Source organism: Mesorhizobium australicum (assembly GCF_900177325.1).
Classification (GTDB): Bacteria; Pseudomonadota; Alphaproteobacteria; order Rhizobiales; family Rhizobiaceae; genus Mesorhizobium_A; species Mesorhizobium_A australicum_A.
On sequence record NZ_FXBL01000004.1, the window covers coordinates 410,247 to 425,704 of the forward strand.

Consider the following 15,458-nt stretch of genomic DNA (forward strand, 5'->3'; position numbering starts at 1 on the left):
CTACCGTCTCTCTGGATGATACAACCACGTCGTCCCCGCTCCGCTGCGGGCGCGCACGACGCGCGGCCCTGGATCGGGGATGAGTAGAAAAGGCAGGAGTGGGCCGGCCGCAACAAGCCTCAAGGGGTCGTCGTACCCTGGCGCAGAATGACAGGGAAACGGCGGGAAGGCCCCGCCGGCGTAAAGCCGCTACGAGCCGTCCGACGTCGAATCGGAGGCGGGCAAAACGTCTTCGGGAATCTCGCTGCGCAGTTTCGGACCCTGTGCGAGTCGCCGGCCGATCGCGGCCACGAAGGCGTCGTAGCGCTTGCCGAACTGCGCCCGCGCGACGGCCTGCGCCGGCTCGGGGAACTGCGGCGTCGTCGTCAGCCAGAAGCGCACGAAGACGGCGAGCGTCTCGACTGATATGCCAAGATCGCGTTCGACCCGGTTGAGGCGGCGGTCGATCTGGTCGAGCCGCTTGGTTATGGCCGCTTCCTGACGCTCGGCCGCGTCAGGCGACAGGAAGGAGGCGATCGCAGCCTCGGCCACGAGCGAGCGGGAGAGATCGCGCCGGGCCGCGTGCTCGACCAGCGCCTTCATCACCTGCGGATCGAGATAGATCGAGAGGCGCTGTTTCTTCCCGATCCTGCCCATGGCGCTGCTCACAGCATGCCGTCGCCGGGATCGAGGTCGGCCTGGCGCGCCACCCGCTGCATCGTGCGGTTGAGATTGCGGGCCAGCACCGCCGCATCGTCGTCGGCGTCACGCTCGGGATCGAACTCGTCCTCAACGGCGGGGGACGGCTGAGCGGCGATCTTGCTGCTGAGCTCGGGCTGCCGGCGCTTCTCGGATTCAGTCGGATCCTCGTCGTCGGTCGAGAACTCGGCGGGAAGTTCGCCGGCCTCGGGGTCGGGACGTTGGGGCAGCGCAAGCATGCTCCAGTGGTCGTCCGCAACTTTTTGAGCGTGCCGGATCGTGGGTGGCGGCAGGATGCGCTCGGTGAGGCGGGCGTCCTCGTAGTAGCGCGCCTTGCGGGCGCGGATGGGGTGAACGCCAGCGACCATGACGATCTCGTCGCTCGGCGGGAGCTGCATCACCTCGCCGGGAGTGAGCAGCGCGCGGGCGGTCTCCTGTCTCGAGATCATCAGGTGGCCGAGCCAGGGTGCGAGTCTGTGCCCGGCGTAGTTCTTCATCGCCCGCATCTCGGTCGCGGTGCCCAGGGCATCGCTCACCCTCTTGGCGGTCCTTTCGTCGTTGGTCGCGAACGACACGCGGACATGACAATTGTCGAGGATGGAGTTGTTGGGACCATAGGCGCGCTCGATCTGATTCAAGGATTGGGCGATCAGAAATGCCTGCATTCGGTATCCGGCCATGAAGGCGAGCGCCGACTCGAAGAAGTCGAGCCGGCCCAGCGCCGGAAACTCGTCGAGCATCAGGAGCAGGCGATGCCGCGAACCCTTGGCGTTGAGGTCCTCGGTCAGGCGGCGGCCGATCTGGTTGAGCAGGAGCCGCACCAGCGGCTTGGTGCGATTGATGTCCGACGGCGGTACGACGAGGTAGAGCGTTGCGGGCCGCTCGCCGCTGACGATATCGGCGATGCGCCAGTCGCAGCGCGACGTCACGGTCGCCACTACCGGATCGCGGTAAAGCCCCAAAAAGCTCATGGCGGTGCTGAGCACGCCGGAGCGTTCGTTGTCCGACTTGTTGAGCAACTCGCGGGCGGCGGAGGCAACCACCGGATGGGGCCCGGCCTCGCCCAGATGCCTGGTCTTCATCATCGCGGAGAGCGTGGCTTCGATCGAGCGCGCCGGATCGGAAAGAAAATTCGCGACCCCGGCGAGCGTCTTGTCCTTCTCGGCATAGAGGGCATGGAGAATGGCGCCGACCAGGAGAGCGTGCGAGGTCTTTTCCCAGTGGTTGCGGCGTTCGAGACTCCCTTCCGGATCGACCAGGATGTCCGCGATGTTCTGGACATCCCGTACCTCCCATTCGCCGCGCCGCACTTCGAGCAGCGGGTTGTAGGCAGAGGAGCCAGCATTGGTCGGATCGAACAGCAGGACTTGGCCGTGCCGCGCGCGAAAGCCGGCGGTGAGTTGCCAATTCTCCCCCTTGATGTCGTGGACGATCGCGGCGCCCGGCCAAGTCAGAAGCGAGGGTATGACGAGGCCGACGCCCTTCCCCGATCGAGTCGGCGCGAAACAGAGCACATGCTCCGGGCCGTCATGGCGGAGGTAGTCGCGCTCGTAGCGGCCAAGCACCACGCCGTCCGGTCCGAGCAGGCCGGCTTGCTTGATTTCAACAGGCGACGCCCAGCGAGCCGAGCCGTAGGTCTCAATGTCGTCGGACTCGCGCGCCCGCAGCACCGACAGGAGGATGGCGACGGCGGTGGAAAGGAAGCCGCCCGATGCGGCGATGATCGCGCCCTCGTGGAAGATGGAACGTGCGTAAGCGTCGTAGGAGAACCACCAGAGAAAGAACGCCGGTGGGTAGTAAACCGGCCAGCCCGCAAGGTCGAACCAGGGTGTGCCGAGTTGGGGCTGGAAGCCCAGCCGCCAAGCCGTCCATTGCGTGGCGCACCAGACCGCAGTCAGCACGATCAGGCCGACGATGATGATCTGGCCCCAGAGGATTTTGGTTCCCGACATAACCTTACTCCTTCACAGGACAGGTCGGGCTCCCTTGGATCAAACTTCAAGGTCAACTGGAAAAGGATCGTGCCGCCGCGCCTTATATCGAAGAATGACCGGTGCTACAGCGCTTCATCACGTAGCTATGCGCGACGTTTTCACGCCACCATCCTGCCCCTTGAAAGCAGTGTGTCATGATTAAACGATCAGTCGCTATAAATTATGGTTGTCTGTTCCCGTGATCACCGCACCGTATCCACCGCCGCCCGGGGTACGAATCAGCAGGCGTTTGCCGGGCGCTATCACGTGCGCGCCCTTGCCGGACAACCGCTGGCCGTCGGACAGGTGGAGTTCGCCTGCCGCTCCCGAATCGCCGCCGTCGCGGCCGCGTGCGGGATGATCGATGCGGTCGAAGGAGGCGAACAGGGTGAACGGCGCATCGCCGGTCGTGCCGATCTCCATGTCCTGGCCCATGCCGCCGCGCCAGCGGCCGTCGCCGCCCGACCCGTCGCGCAGCTCGCGCTTCCAGAAGACGAGAGGCGTCTCGCTTTCGACGATCTCGACGGGAGTGCCGCGCACATTGCTCGGGAAGGAGGTCGCCGAAAGCCCGTCGATCCCGGGGCGCGCACCGCTGCCGCCATTGGTGACGATGGAGATCGCATAGCGTTGCAGGCCGTCGCTGCCGCGGAAGGTCAGGGTCCATTGTGTCGAGGCGCCTTCGGCGGGAACCTTGCCCGGCATCAACTGGTCGACACAGCCGAAGACGACGTCGGGAAGCAGCAGGCCGATGATGTGGCGGCATGCGACGGGGCTCGGCCAGGTCGCGTTGAGGATCGATCCTTCCGGCGCCGAGACCGCGAACTGCGACAGGCCGCCCTCGTTGTTCGGCACGTCGGGGGCGACGGAACAGACGAGCGCATAGGCGGTCATCGCGGTGGTGTAGTTGAGCGGCACGTTGATGCCGTAGCGGGACAGGCCGGTGGTGCCGGTCCAGTCGAAGCTCACGCCCACCTCGGAGATCGTCAGCGTGCCGACCAGCTCCACCGGCGCCTCGAAGCCGTCGATGGTCATGCGGTAGGTCGCGGTTCCGCGCGGCAGGGCGGCGATGCGGGCCTTCACGGCCTCGCGGGAGGAGGAGAGGATGTGGTCGGCCACCTCCTCCAGGTCGTCCAGTTCGGCCTCGTCCATCAGTTCCCTGAGACGCTTCACGGCGACCTCGTTGGAAGCGATGAGGGAATAGATGTCGCCTTCGATCTCGGCGGGAACGCGGGAATTGCTCTTGACTATCCGCATCAGCGTCTCGTCGATGCGGCCGGCGTCGGCGAGCTTCATCACTGGCAGGTGCACGCCCTCGCAGAAGATGTCGGATCCCTCGGCGCTGAGGCCGATGCCGCCGACGTCGGTCATGTGGCCGGTGCAGGCGAAGAGCGCCAGGACGCGCCCGTCGCGGAAGGCGGGCGTGACCACGACGTAGTCGTTGAGATGGCCGGTGCCCTTCCACGGATCGTTGGTGACGAGGATGTCGCCCTCCCTGAGCATGTCGACCGGGAAGGCCTCTATGAAGGAGAACACCGACCGCGCCATGGTGTTGATGTGGCCGGGCGTGCCGGTGACGGCCTGGGCGAGCATGCGGCCAGAGCGGTCGAAGATGCCGGCGGAGAGATCGCCGCATTCGCGAACGATAGAGCTGAACGCCGTGCGCAGCAGGGTCTGAGCCTGTTCCTCCACCAGCGCGATCAGCCGGTTCCAAGCGACTTGGAGCCTGATCGGCGACAGCTTTGCGTTCGCACCCGTCATGGCTGGGCCCCTTCCTTCCGCGTCAACATCAGATTGCCGAGGCCGTCGACCGATCCCCGGAACGAGGCCGGCACGATGGTGCTCGTCTCGTCCTCAACGACAATCGCCGGTCCCTCGAAGCGGGCGCCCGGCTGCAGCTCACTCCGCCATAGGATGAGGTGATCCGTATGGACCTTCAGGCGCGGCTCGAAGACCCGCCGGATGCCTGCGTGCGCGGCTTCCAGCGGCGCGGGCTCGGCGGGAACCGGGCCGGGCCGCCATGTCTGCCGCGACAGCCGGAGCTGCCAGGACAGGACCTCGATCTCCCCGCCGGGGATGATGCGGCCGAACAGCCGCGAATATTCCGCCTCGAAGGCCACGCGCAGTTCATCGGCCGTCGGCTGTGAGGAGGCTACGGAGACTGCGATCTCGTAGCCCTGTCCGGAATAGCGCATCGCGCAACTGAAGCTCGCCGCGAGTTCGTAGTCGAGGGCGAAGGAGGCGACGAGTTCGTCGCCCTTGCGCCGGAGCGATGTGAGGAAGCCGGCGACACGCGCGGCGTCGAACTCGCCGAGGCGCGTCAGCGCCGTCTGGACAACGTCGAAGGCCATCGGGGCGCGCAGGAAGCCGAGCGCGGAGCCCACGCCGGCATTGCGGGGCACGATGAAGCTCGAGATGCCGAGCTTCTCCGCCAGCCGCCCAGCGTGAAGAGGGGCGGCACCGCCGAAGGCGATCATCACATGCTCGGACAGTTCGCGGCCGAGTTCGGCGGCATGCACGCGAGCGGCGTTGGCCATGGTCTCGTCGACGATCTCGACCACGCCGAAGGCGGCCTCAACCGCATCGACAGAGATCGGGTCTCCGACCTCGGCAAGCAGCGCGCGTTCGGCGCCCGCTCTGTCGAGGCGGATGCTGCCGCCGGCGAAATTGTCGGGATCGAGGCGGGACAGGACGAGGTCGGAATCCGTCACCGTGGGCTTGGTGCCGCCGCGGCCGTAGCTCACCGGGCCGGGCTCGGAGCCGGCACTGTGCGGGCCGACGGCGATGCGGCCCAGGGCGTCGATCGAGGCGATGGAGCCGCCGCCGGCGCCGATCTCGACCAACTCGACCACCGGGGTGCGCAGGGGCAGGCCGCTGCCCTTCCTGAACCGCGCCTGGCGGTCGAACTCGAACACCGGGGCGATGTGCGGCTCGCCGTCCTCGATGAAACAGATCTTGGCAGTGGTGCCGCCCATGTCGAAGGAGAGCACTTTCGGCAGGGCCAACTCGCGCGCGATGGACGCGGAGAGAACCGCGCCGCCGGCCGGGCCGGACTCGATCAGCCGGATCGGAATCCGCTTGGCGATGTCGAGCGGAATGATGCCGCCGGCGGACCCCATCAAGAAGGCCGGCGCGGCGATACCCATCTCGTCCAAGCGCGACCTCAGCCTGTCGAGATAGGCCTCGACGAGGGGCTGGACATAGGCGTTGGCGCAGACGGTCGACATGCGCTCGTACTCGCGGATTTCCGGACAGACCTCGCTGGAGATGCTGATCGACAGGCCGGGCAGCAGATCCTTCAGGATCGCCCGGACACGCTCCTCGTGGGCTCCGTTCGCATAGGAATGCAGGAAACCGATCGCCAGGCTCTCGACGTCGAGCGCGCGAAGCTCCGAGGCGACCGAAACCAGTGCCTGCTCGTCGAGCGGTACCAGCACCTCGCCCTTCGCCGAGATCCGCTCGGCGACGGTCAGCCGAAGCTCTCGCGGCACCAGCGGAACCTGCTTGACCAGCATCAGGTCGGTGGCGTCATAGCGCGTCTCGTAGCCGATCTCGAGCGTGTCGCGGAAGCCCTGAGTGGTCAGCAGCGCCGTGCGCGCGCCGCGACGTTCGAGCACGGCGTTTGTCGCCAGCGTCATGCCGTGGACGACGATCGAGACGTCCCGCGCGGCGATGCCGGCCTGGCCGAGCAGGATGCGGATGCCGTCGAGGATCGCGCGCTCGGGCGCGTCATAGGTCGTCAGGGTCTTGTGCGACCAGCGGCTGCCGCGCCCTTCGAGCACGATGTCGGTAAAGGTGCCGCCGATATCCGCGGCGAGGCGAAAGCCTTCGGCATCGTCGGCACGTGTCTCTTTGTCCATCGACTCTTCCACCGATCCATTCCAGCAGGAATTCATAGGTGTAGCCAGCATAGGGCGCGAATGCGAAATGTCGCCGAAGCTATGCATCCGGCGCATAACATGCCGCGCGTCCTGCGGCGAATGGGCCGGAAGCGCTGGCTTTGCGGTTTCGCGGCCCGCATCGCGACATGCATAAGGCAAGCCGCATTTTGCATAGACGGGCAGTCGAAAACCGGTGTCCCCGATGCCGCAGGCCCCGTAACGTCGGCGAGCATCAACCGCACAGGAGACTTCATGCGCGAGGCAATCATGGTCCCGGGAGCCGTCTCGCCCGCGGGCCACTATTCGCATGCCGTCATCGCCAACGGCTTCGTCTTCGTCGCCGGACAGGGGCCGGCCGATCCGGCTACGCGCAAGGTGACAGGCACCTTCCGGGAGCAGGTCCGTCGGACCATCGAGAACATACGGACGATCCTCAACGGCGCGGGAGCCGACCTCGGGGACATGGTGAAGGTGACGGTCTTCCTGTCCGACATCGCCCTGTTCAGGGAATACGACGCGGTCTATCGCGAGATGGTGCCGGAAGGGCCGGCCGCGCGCACCACGGTCGCGGCGATGCTGAACAATATCGACATCGAGATCGACTGCATCGCGGTGCTGCCGCAGAGGCCGTCAGACTGACGCCATCGATGCCGCGACGCGGTCGAGGATAGCGGCGGCCTCCTCAATCTCGGCGTCGCTGACGACGAGCGGCGGGACGAGGCGGATGACATCGTCCATCGCCGGCGCGACCAGCAGGCCGGCATCCCGCAGTCGCCCGGCCATCAGCCAGGGGTCGACGCGGCATTTCAGGCCGCGCATCAGGCCGACGCCGCGCGCCTCGGCGAAGACGGCCGGGTGCTGCCGCACCATATCCTTGAGACGAGCCGCCAGCGCATCTCCCTTCGCGGAGACCGAGGACAGGAAGCCGTCGTCCAGGACGATGTCGAGCACGGCGTCGGCGACGGCCATGCCCAATGGGGCGCCGGCAAGGGTGCCGCCATGCGAGCCGGGGGCTAGGCAATCCGCCACCGCGCGCGTGACGAGGACGCCGGCGAGCGGATAGCCGGCGCCGATGCCCTTGCCCATGGCCAGGATGTCCGGCGCGATGCCGGCATCCTCGTGGGCGAACAGCCTGCCGGTGCGGCCAAGGCCGGTCTGAACCTCGTCGAGGATCAGGAGCAGGCCATGGCGGTCCGCAAGTTGCCGCAGGCCGCGCAGATATTCCGGGGGGGCGGCCACAATGCCGCCATCGCCGAGGATAGGCTCAAGCAGGATCGCCCCGGTCTCGGGGCCGATGGCGGCCTCGACCGCGGCGAGGTCGCCGAACGGGACCCGGTCGAAGCCATCGACCAGCGGCGCGAAGCCGTCGGTGAGCTTGGCCGAGCCGCCGGCGGCGATGGTCGCCAGGGTGCGGCCGTGATAGCCCCTCTCCATCGTGATCACACGCCAGCGGGGACCGTCGCCGCGCGTGTTGAAGTAGCGGCGTACTAGCTTGATGGCGAGATCGACCGCCTCGCTGCCGCTGCTGTTGAAGAACACCGCGTCGGCGAAGGTGGCGTCGACGAGGCGGCGCGCCACCTTCCGCGCGCCGGGAGTCCTGAGCAGGTTCGAGGCGTGCCAGAGCGTCCGCGCCTGACTGGAGAGGGCCTCGACCAGGGCCGGATGACAATGGCCGAGCGCAAGCACGGCGACGCCGCCCATGAAGTCGAGATAGCGTTTCCCGCCGTCGTCCCAGATGCGGACGCCTTCGCCGCGGACGACCTCGACGTCGGCGCGCCGGTAGACGTTGAACAGCACGGAATCGTCTGCGTCGGCCATTCCGGTCCTCAGAGATGGATGTCGATGAGACGGCCGCCGGGCAGACAGGCCTTGCGGCCGAGCGCGCGCAGGATCGCCCAGAGGGTGACCTGGTTGCTGGTCAGCACCGGCTTGCCCACTGCGGCCTCCATCTCGCCGACGAGCTCGAAGGCCCTGAGATCAGTGCAGCTGACGAAGATCGCCTGCGCGTCGGGATGGTCGGCGGCGCGCACGAGGCCGCCGATCTCCTCGCGGCCGATCCTGCGGATCTCGGAGCCCGTCCGCTCCAGCGTCCTCCAGGCAGGAACGCCGAAGCCGCTCGCCTGGAGGAACGAGCATTCGGCAAGCGTGATGTCGCCCGGATAGGGCGCGGCCACCGCGACGCGGGACGCGCCGACCGCCCTCAGCGCATCGAGCATGGCGCCGGAGGTGGTGATCACGGGGCAGCCCGCGCCGCGGCCGATCCTGTCGACGATGTCCTTCAGCACGGCGCCGCCATCGAGGAAGGTGCCGCTGGTGCAGGCATAGGCGACGAGGTCGGGGGCGGCCGAGCCGACGAGGCGGGCCGCGTCGTCGAGCTGGGCGTTCATGCCGCGCAGGTCCTCCGGCGTCGACAGGCGCATGTAGACGCGGGTGGCGAAGAAGCCGATGTCGGACGGCGCCTGCCTGACGAAGTCAGGCTCGGTGGTGGTGTTGAGCGACGGGACGATGAGGCCGACGCGCGGGCCGTCCATGCGGGGATCGGGTGTCATGACTTCGACCGTCCGGGCTGGCTCGAAAAGACGGGCAGCGACCGCACGTCGCCATATGGCTCCACGGTGACGAAATCGCCGCCTAGCTGCTGCACGGCGTCGATCAGGCAGCCGATCATGTCCCGCACCTGCGGGTTCGCGCCCGCGCCCGAATCGACCAGGAAGCCGTAGGTCAGCTTCAGCGGCGTGGAGAGGCGACGCACGACGACGCCTTCGTTCGCAAAGGAGCGCGCCACGACCGGATCGCTAATCGACACGCCAAGGCCTCGCGCGACGAGGGAACAGGCGGTGACGCCGGACCCGGTCTCGACGACCGGCCGGAACACCCCGCCGGACCGCATCAAGGCGAGGTCGATCTGCGACCTGAGCAGCGTGCTGGGCCGCAGCGCGATGAAGGGCTCGGCCGCGAGGTCGGTGATGTCGACGATCTCGCGCTCGGCCAGGGGATGGCCGGCGGGCAGCGACGCGACCAGCTCGGCCTCGGCAAAGGCGATCCGCTCCATGTCGCTCTGCGTGAACGGCAGGGCGACCACGGCGAGATCGACATTGGAGCGCGACATCCACAGGCCGAGCTCGCGCACGCAGATGTCGATGGCGAACTTCACGTCGGCGCGGCCGCGCATCGTCTCGACCGCCGTGGGCACGAGGGAATGCAGGAGGAAGGGTTCGGCGGCGATGATGAGCGGCTTGCCGCGCCGCCCCTTGATGTCCTCGGCGATGCCCTTGAGGCCCTCGAAGTTCATCAGCAGCGGCTCGATGTGCTCGTAGAAGCGCAGGCCGTCCTCGGTCGGGATGAGCCGCCGGCCCTCGCGCGTGAAGAGCTGGAAGCCGAGCGAGGCTTCGAGCCCGGCGATCATGCGGCTGATCTGCGGCTGGGTCCGCAGCACGATGTTGGCGGCGCTGGTGACCGTGCCTGCCTGCATGATCGCCCGAAAGGCCCTGAGCCATTCCAGCCGGATGTCCATGTGCGCTCCTGGAGACATGGCCGGTCCCGGATCAGAAGCGGACAGCCTTCAACCCGTAGAGCCGGTCGATCAGAACAACCACCGCCAGCGTCAGCACGACCGACACCGTCGAAGCGGCGGCCGCCGTCGGATCGAAATCGTAGCGCAGATAGTCGAAGAGCTGAATTGGCAAGGTGGTCGAGCCCACGGGTTTCAGGAGCAGCGAGATGTTCACATTGTCGAAGGAGAGGATGAAGGCGAGCATCCCGCCGGTGACGATGCCCGACTTGATCAGCGGCAGCGTCACGAGGCGGAAGGTGCGGACGGGATTGGCGCCGAGCGTGCGCGCGGCCTCCTCGACCGCCGGAGGCATGTTGTAGAGGGCGGACGTGACACTCAGGAACACCAGCGGCAGCGTCACCACGACATGGCCGATCAGCAGCGGCAGCATATCGCGCGTGCCGGCGAAGAAATGGTTGAAGAAGAAAAGCAGTGCGATGGCTGTGAGCACTTCCGGCAGGAGCATCGGCGCGAGCATGGCGATGCGGAACTGCTCGCGGGCCACCCGCAGGTGGCGGACGTAAAAGAGGGCCGCGGGCGTGGCGATCGCCGTCGCGATCAGCGCCGTGAGCACGCCGACCTGGAGCGACAGCAGGAACGCGTCCATGAAGGACTTCGAGGCGAAGAAGGCCTGATACCAGCGCAGCGAGACGCCCTGCGGCGGGAACGAGAGATATTCCGCCGAATTCAGCGAAGTCAGCACCACGATGACGATCGGCACGAGAAGGAAGACGTAGACGGCCGTGACGGCGGCCAGCAGCGTCGGGGAGAAGGAGCGCTTCATGTCAGCCCCCGCATGCTTCGCTTCATCAGGAGGATGAAGACGAGGATGGCGATCGTCATCGACGCGGCCAGTACCAGCGCCAGCGCCGCGCCGAAGGGCCACAGCAGGCTACCCATGAGCTGCTGCACCATGACGGTGGTCATGGTCTGCACCTGGCCGCCGCCAAGAAGCACCGGAATGACATAGGCGCTGGCGGCGAGCACGAAGACGAGGATGACACCCGACTGGATGCCCGGCATGGTCAGCGGCAGGAGGACGTGGCGGAACACGCTGGCCCTCGACGCGCCCATCGTGCGGGCCGCCTCTTCGAACCGCGGATCGATGTTCTGCACCGAGTTCATGATCGGCAGGATCATGAATGGCAGGAAGACGTGGACGAGGGCGATCACCACGCCGACCCGGTTGTACATCAATTTGTAGGGACCGAGGCCGAGCAGCGACAGAAACTCGTTGACCAGGCCGGTGTTGGACAGGAGCACGATCCAGCCGAAGCAGCGGATGACGACGCCGGTCAGAAGCGGCGACAGGACTAGCGCGTAGAGCAGGCCACGCCAGCGGGTCTGGGTCCGCCCGAGATGGAAGGCGACGGGAAAGCCGAGGACGAGGCAGAACACGGTCGACAGCGCCGCCAGCCAGAACGTGTCGAGCAGCATGCCGAGATAGAGGGAATCGGTCAGGATCTTCACATAGGAGGCCACCGTGAAGCCGGGCCCATAGGCGGCAGTGGTGGACGGCGTCCGGAAGCTCATCAGCAGGATCTCGCCATAGGGCAGGATCACGAACAGCCCGACGAGAAGCAGCGCGGGAAGCCCGAGGAGCAGGGAGAACCGGTGCGCGCCAGATCGGCCGGTCATAGGACGAGCCAGCTCCGGTTCTCGTCGAAGGAGACGCTCACCTGCGTGCCGGGTGTATGGTCGAGGTCGCCGATCGCCTGCGCCGCGACGGGCGTGCCGTCTGCGAGCCTCAGCTTGTAGTCGACGATGTTGCCGAGGAAATGCGCCTCCTCGACGGTGGCGGAAAGACCCGCGGCCGCAGCGGCAGGCGCCAGCCGGACGGCTTCCGGACGGACCATGAGGGAGCCGGCCCCGGCGGATAGTGCCGCCTCCGGATCGCCGCTGCGGGCGCGGAATTCGCCAAAGGGGGTGCGCAGGAGCAGAAGATCGCCGTCGCGGCCCTTCACATCGGCGGCGAAGAGATTTGCCTGGCCGATGAAGCCGGCGACCTCCTTCGTCGTCGGGCGGTGGTAGATGTCCTGCGCGCCGCCGACCTGGTGGATCCGGCCGCCGAACATGACGACGATGCGATCGGACATCGCCATCGCCTCGGCTTGGTCGTGGGTGACGTAGAGGGTCGTGATGCCCACCCGCTGCTGTAGCGAGCGGATGAAGAAGCGCATCTCGTCGCGCAGCTTCGCGTCGAGATTGGCGAGCGGCTCATCGAGCAGAAGGAGCTTCGGCTCGAACACCAGGGCCCGCGCAAGCGCGACGCGCTGCTGCTGGCCGCCGGACATCTGGCGCGGATAGCGGTCCTGCGCGTTGGACAACTGCACCATGTCGAGAACGGAGGCGATGCGCGAGGCAGCGGGTGCGCCGCGGATGCCGCGCATCATCAGCCCGAAGCCGACATTCTCCGCCACCGTCATGTGCGGAAACAGGGCGTAGTTCTGGAACACCATGCCGATCGAGCGCCTTTCGGGCGCGAGATGCGTCACGTCGACATCGTCGAACAGGATGGTGCCGCTGGTGGGATCCTCCAGCCCGGCGACGCAGCGCAGAGTGGTCGTCTTGCCGCAGCCCGAGGGGCCGAGAAGGGAGACGAACTCCCCCTCCCCGGTCTCGAGGTCGACGTTCTCGACGGCCGTGAACGCCTCGAAGCGCTTGGCCAGTGCGCGGATCGCCAGCTTCGTCATATGAGCCTCAGCGGACCGTGCGGTTCCAGCGCTCGGTCACCTGGTCGCGGACCTTGTTGGCCTCTATCCAGTCGAAGGAGACGATCTTGTCCAGATCGTTGGCCGTGAACATCAGCGACTTGGCGAGCTCTTCCGGCAGCACGGTCGAGGTGTTGACCGGGATGTAGGAGAACTCCTCCGCGAGCTTGACCTGCATCTCCTCGGAGAGGACATGGTCGAGGAAGGCGCATGCGGCATCCTCGTTCGGCGCGGCGCGCAGCAGGTCGAAGGTCTGGTCGAACATGAACATGCCTTCCTCGGGCGCGATGAAGGCCACCGGGGCGCCCTTCTTCTGCATGTTGATGGTCTCGCCGAGATCGAGCGGGCAGGCTGCGATCTCGCCGCGCGTCAGCAGGATCGCAAGCGCGCCGGCGAGGTCGCCGGTCGGGAACGGGACCAGCTTCTCGATCTGGGCGAAGCCGGCGTCGAAGTCCAGCGCGTTCGAGCCGTAGATCTGCGAGATCATCATCAGGAACATGTAGCCGGCCGTGTTGGAGATCTGGAACAGGCCGATCTTGCCCTTGAACTCCTCGTTGTCCCACAGGTCCTTCCACGACTTCGGCGGCGCCTTCACCAGGTCCGTGCGGTAGGCGATGCCGATCGGCGAGACCATCGCGGTCACGCCCATGCCGTCGCCGACGACCGCCTTGGGATGGACCTTGGCGAGGTTGGGGACCTTCTGAGCCGGCCACTGCTTGAAGAAGCCTTCCTGCCGCAGCAGCGCCCCGACCAGCTCGTTCATCATGACGTAGGAATAGGCCGGCTTCTCCGGACCGCTGGCGCGCAGGTTCGCCGCCCAGTTCACGCCGAGGCCGACGTCGACCACCGCCTCGGTGCCGGTGGCCTGCTCGAAGGGCGGAAGGAGCGTCTCGCGCCAGAAGCGCTCGTAGCGGCCGCCATAGCTGGTGATGACGAGCTGGCCGGCCGCGGCGGCGACCCGCGGCGAGAGCATTCCGGAGGCCGCGCCCATGGCGGCGAGCGAACCCAGCGCGGCCGACGCGCGCAGCACCTGACGGCGGTTCATGGCATAGGACATCTGAATTCCCCATTTTTGGGACGCAGCGCTGGCGTCCGCTTGTTGGCTTCGGAGCGTCGCTTTTGAGCGATTCTGGCGAGTGCCGTGCCGCCTGCTGCCACGCAAATGGGCACAGGGAGCAGCGAGACTGCTTCTTATGCATCGACGCTATCAACTCGCAGAAACCGGCAACAATGCGTAATCGCGTGCCGCTCATGCGCTTCACGCATGGAGCATTTCGCCTCCGGAGAGACGGATTACCGCGAGGAATGCCAGCCTGTTCGTGCATCCCGACGCCACGGCACGGCCGTTCATGACTATCACGCATGGATCATGCCAAAGAAGGAATTTGAGCGCCCGTCCCGCCCTGCCTAGCATCGTCCCGAACTCACTTCATGGAGAAGACGGTGCCGAACGAAGCCGTTGCCCTTGCGCCCGCCGCCAGATCGCTCACGCCGTTCAGCGACGAGCGGCCGCTGAACATATCGCTGTCGAACGTGCGGAAGGCCTTCCCGATCACGGCGCGCCGGGCTTATCTGAATAATGCCTCGATCTCGCCGGTGAGCGAGCCGGTGCTTCAGGCCGTCGATCATTTCCTGCACGACGTGCGCGACAACGGGCGCAACAACTATCCGGACTGGTGCCGCTATGCGGACACGGCCATCAAGGCCAGGATTGGCCGGCTGATCGGCGCCGAAGCATCTGAAATCGCCTTCGTGAAAAACACCACCGAGGGTCTTGTCAACGTGGCCAACGGCCTCGACTGGCGAGACGGCGACAACCTGCTTCTCCCCGACATTGAATATCCGTCCAACGTCTACTGCTGGATGCAACTCGCGCGGCGAGGTGTCGAGATCAAATGGGTCAAGACACATGACGGTCGCGTCGACCTCGCCGACATCGAGGCCGCGATCGACGCGCGGACGCGCCTGGTATCGATAAGCGCGGTGCAATTCTCGAACGGTTTCCGCCAGGATCTCGCCCCGTTGTCCGAGCTATGCGTCTCGCGCGGCGTCCTCCTCAACGTGGACGCCATCCAGTGGGTAGGCAGCCTGGCGCTCGACCTGTCGCAGATCCATGTCGACTTTCTCTCCTTCGGCGGACACAAATGGCTGCTGGCGCCGATCGGCACCGGCATCTTCTACTGCAATAGCAAGTCGCTCGATCTGCTGACTCCGCCGAGCGTGGGCTATCACAGCGTCGACCGCGGCGAGGCGCACATGGACTATATCCTCGACTTCCGGCCCAATGCCGGCCGGTTCGAGGAGGCGCTGGTCAATTTCCCCGGCATATGGGGACTGGACGCGGCGGTGCGGATGCATCTCGCCGTTGGTCCGCGCGCGGCGGAAGCGCACATCCTGGACCTGACCGACTATGCGGCGGAACGCGTGAGCGGCCGCGGCTGGACGGTGAAGAGTCCGCGCGAGGGCAAGGAGCGGTCCGGCCTGCTGTCCTTCGGGCGCGAGGGGATCGACACAGAAATGGCCGCCACGCGCCTTTGCTCCGAGGGGGTCGACCTCGCAGTGCGAGCGGGCGTGCTGCGCATCTCGCCGAGTATCTACAACAATCGAACGGATATCGACCGGCTCGTAGACACGCTTCCCTCCTGAACGAGCGATCTGATAGCGC

General features: G+C 66.6%; 13 protein-coding genes. 2 read left to right on the top strand and 11 right to left on the bottom strand.

Features of this window, described 5'->3' with window-relative positions:
* Positions 1-189: 189 nt before the first annotated feature.
* From B9Z03_RS04375 to B9Z03_RS04390, 4 genes are all read right to left on the bottom strand, one after another.
* A complete protein-coding gene (locus B9Z03_RS04375; protein WP_085463067.1) occupies positions 190-636 on the bottom strand; it encodes a ribbon-helix-helix protein, CopG family in 447 nt (148 codons plus the stop codon).
* 8 nt (positions 637-644) lie between these two features.
* On the bottom strand, positions 645-2,630 hold the full coding sequence (locus B9Z03_RS04380; protein WP_085463068.1) for a conjugal transfer protein TraG: 1,986 nt from the start codon (positions 2,628-2,630) through the stop codon (positions 645-647).
* Positions 2,631-2,825: 195 nt separating this feature from the next.
* On the bottom strand, positions 2,826-4,409 hold the full coding sequence (locus B9Z03_RS04385) for a hydantoinase B/oxoprolinase family protein (protein ID WP_085463069.1): 1,584 nt from the start codon (positions 4,407-4,409) through the stop codon (positions 2,826-2,828).
* The gene (locus B9Z03_RS04390) at positions 4,406-6,508 is read right to left on the bottom strand and encodes a hydantoinase/oxoprolinase family protein (protein WP_085463070.1); all 2,103 of its coding nucleotides are present in this window, start codon (positions 6,506-6,508) and stop codon (positions 4,406-4,408) included. The genes B9Z03_RS04385 and B9Z03_RS04390 overlap by 4 nt, the downstream gene beginning before the upstream one ends.
* A gap of 273 nt (positions 6,509-6,781) precedes the next feature.
* Here B9Z03_RS04390 and B9Z03_RS04395 point away from each other — a divergent pair, with 273 nt between their 5' ends.
* A complete protein-coding gene (locus B9Z03_RS04395) occupies positions 6,782-7,168 on the top strand; it encodes a RidA family protein (protein WP_085463071.1) in 387 nt (128 codons plus the stop codon).
* On the opposite strand, the gene B9Z03_RS04400 is transcribed toward B9Z03_RS04395, so the two are convergent.
* Genes B9Z03_RS04400 through B9Z03_RS04430 form a run of 7 tightly spaced genes read right to left on the bottom strand, consistent with a single transcriptional unit; the run spans position 7,160 to position 13,850 of the window.
* Positions 7,160-8,347 (bottom strand): aspartate aminotransferase family protein, encoded by a 1,188-nt coding sequence (locus B9Z03_RS04400; RefSeq protein ID WP_085463072.1) that lies wholly within the window; start codon positions 8,345-8,347, stop codon positions 7,160-7,162. The genes B9Z03_RS04395 and B9Z03_RS04400 overlap by 9 nt on opposite strands.
* Before the next feature lie 8 nt (positions 8,348-8,355).
* Complete coding sequence (locus B9Z03_RS04405; protein ID WP_139832158.1) at positions 8,356-9,078, bottom strand: maleate cis-trans isomerase family protein; 723 nt, start codon at positions 9,076-9,078, stop codon at positions 8,356-8,358.
* Complete coding sequence (locus B9Z03_RS04410) at positions 9,075-10,043, bottom strand: LysR substrate-binding domain-containing protein (RefSeq protein ID WP_176247420.1); 969 nt, start codon at positions 10,041-10,043, stop codon at positions 9,075-9,077. The genes B9Z03_RS04405 and B9Z03_RS04410 overlap by 4 nt, the downstream gene beginning before the upstream one ends.
* Before the next feature lie 31 nt (positions 10,044-10,074).
* Positions 10,075-10,866: an ABC transporter permease gene (locus tag B9Z03_RS04415; protein ID WP_085463075.1), complete on the bottom strand. Its 792-nt coding sequence runs from the start codon at positions 10,864-10,866 to the stop codon at positions 10,075-10,077.
* Positions 10,863-11,720 (bottom strand): ABC transporter permease, encoded by an 858-nt coding sequence (locus B9Z03_RS04420; protein WP_085463076.1) that lies wholly within the window; start codon positions 11,718-11,720, stop codon positions 10,863-10,865. Before B9Z03_RS04420 ends, B9Z03_RS04415 begins: the two co-directional genes overlap by 4 nt.
* Positions 11,717-12,775: an ABC transporter ATP-binding protein gene (locus B9Z03_RS04425; RefSeq protein WP_085463077.1), complete on the bottom strand. Its 1,059-nt coding sequence runs from the start codon at positions 12,773-12,775 to the stop codon at positions 11,717-11,719. The genes B9Z03_RS04420 and B9Z03_RS04425 overlap by 4 nt, the downstream gene beginning before the upstream one ends.
* Positions 12,776-12,782: 7 nt before the next feature.
* Entirely contained in the window at positions 12,783-13,850 is a 1,068-nt protein-coding gene (locus tag B9Z03_RS04430; RefSeq protein WP_085463078.1) for an ABC transporter substrate-binding protein, read from the bottom strand.
* 386 nt (positions 13,851-14,236) lie between these two features.
* On the opposite strand from B9Z03_RS04430, the gene B9Z03_RS04435 reads away from it, so the two are divergent.
* Positions 14,237-15,439: an aminotransferase class V-fold PLP-dependent enzyme gene (locus B9Z03_RS04435; RefSeq protein ID WP_244561658.1), complete on the top strand. Its 1,203-nt coding sequence runs from the start codon at positions 14,237-14,239 to the stop codon at positions 15,437-15,439.
* The last annotated feature ends 19 nt before the right edge of the window (positions 15,440-15,458 follow it).

What these genes read in the sequence shown, in the direction of transcription:
- B9Z03_RS04375 (WP_085463067.1), bottom strand. Translation starts at nt 636, where the DNA reads ATGGGCAGGATCGGGAAGAAACAGCGCCTCTCGATCTATCTCGATCCG.
- B9Z03_RS04380 (WP_085463068.1), bottom strand. Translation starts at nt 2,630, where the DNA reads ATGTCGGGAACCAAAATCCTCTGGGGCCAGATCATCATCGTCGGCCTG.
- B9Z03_RS04385 (WP_085463069.1), bottom strand. Translation starts at nt 4,409, where the DNA reads ATGACGGGTGCGAACGCAAAGCTGTCGCCGATCAGGCTCCAAGTCGCT.
- B9Z03_RS04390 (WP_085463070.1), bottom strand. Translation starts at nt 6,508, where the DNA reads ATGGACAAAGAGACACGTGCCGACGATGCCGAAGGCTTTCGCCTCGCC.
- B9Z03_RS04395 (WP_085463071.1), top strand. Translation starts at nt 6,782, where the DNA reads ATGCGCGAGGCAATCATGGTCCCGGGAGCCGTCTCGCCCGCGGGCCAC.
- B9Z03_RS04400 (WP_085463072.1), bottom strand. Translation starts at nt 8,347, where the DNA reads ATGGCCGACGCAGACGATTCCGTGCTGTTCAACGTCTACCGGCGCGCC.
- B9Z03_RS04405 (WP_139832158.1), bottom strand. Translation starts at nt 9,078, where the DNA reads ATGACACCCGATCCCCGCATGGACGGCCCGCGCGTCGGCCTCATCGTC.
- B9Z03_RS04410 (WP_176247420.1), bottom strand. Translation starts at nt 10,043, where the DNA reads ATGGACATCCGGCTGGAATGGCTCAGGGCCTTTCGGGCGATCATGCAG.
- B9Z03_RS04415 (WP_085463075.1), bottom strand. Translation starts at nt 10,866, where the DNA reads ATGAAGCGCTCCTTCTCCCCGACGCTGCTGGCCGCCGTCACGGCCGTC.
- B9Z03_RS04420 (WP_085463076.1), bottom strand. Translation starts at nt 11,720, where the DNA reads ATGACCGGCCGATCTGGCGCGCACCGGTTCTCCCTGCTCCTCGGGCTT.
- B9Z03_RS04425 (WP_085463077.1), bottom strand. Translation starts at nt 12,775, where the DNA reads ATGACGAAGCTGGCGATCCGCGCACTGGCCAAGCGCTTCGAGGCGTTC.
- B9Z03_RS04430 (WP_085463078.1), bottom strand. Translation starts at nt 13,850, where the DNA reads ATGTCCTATGCCATGAACCGCCGTCAGGTGCTGCGCGCGTCGGCCGCG.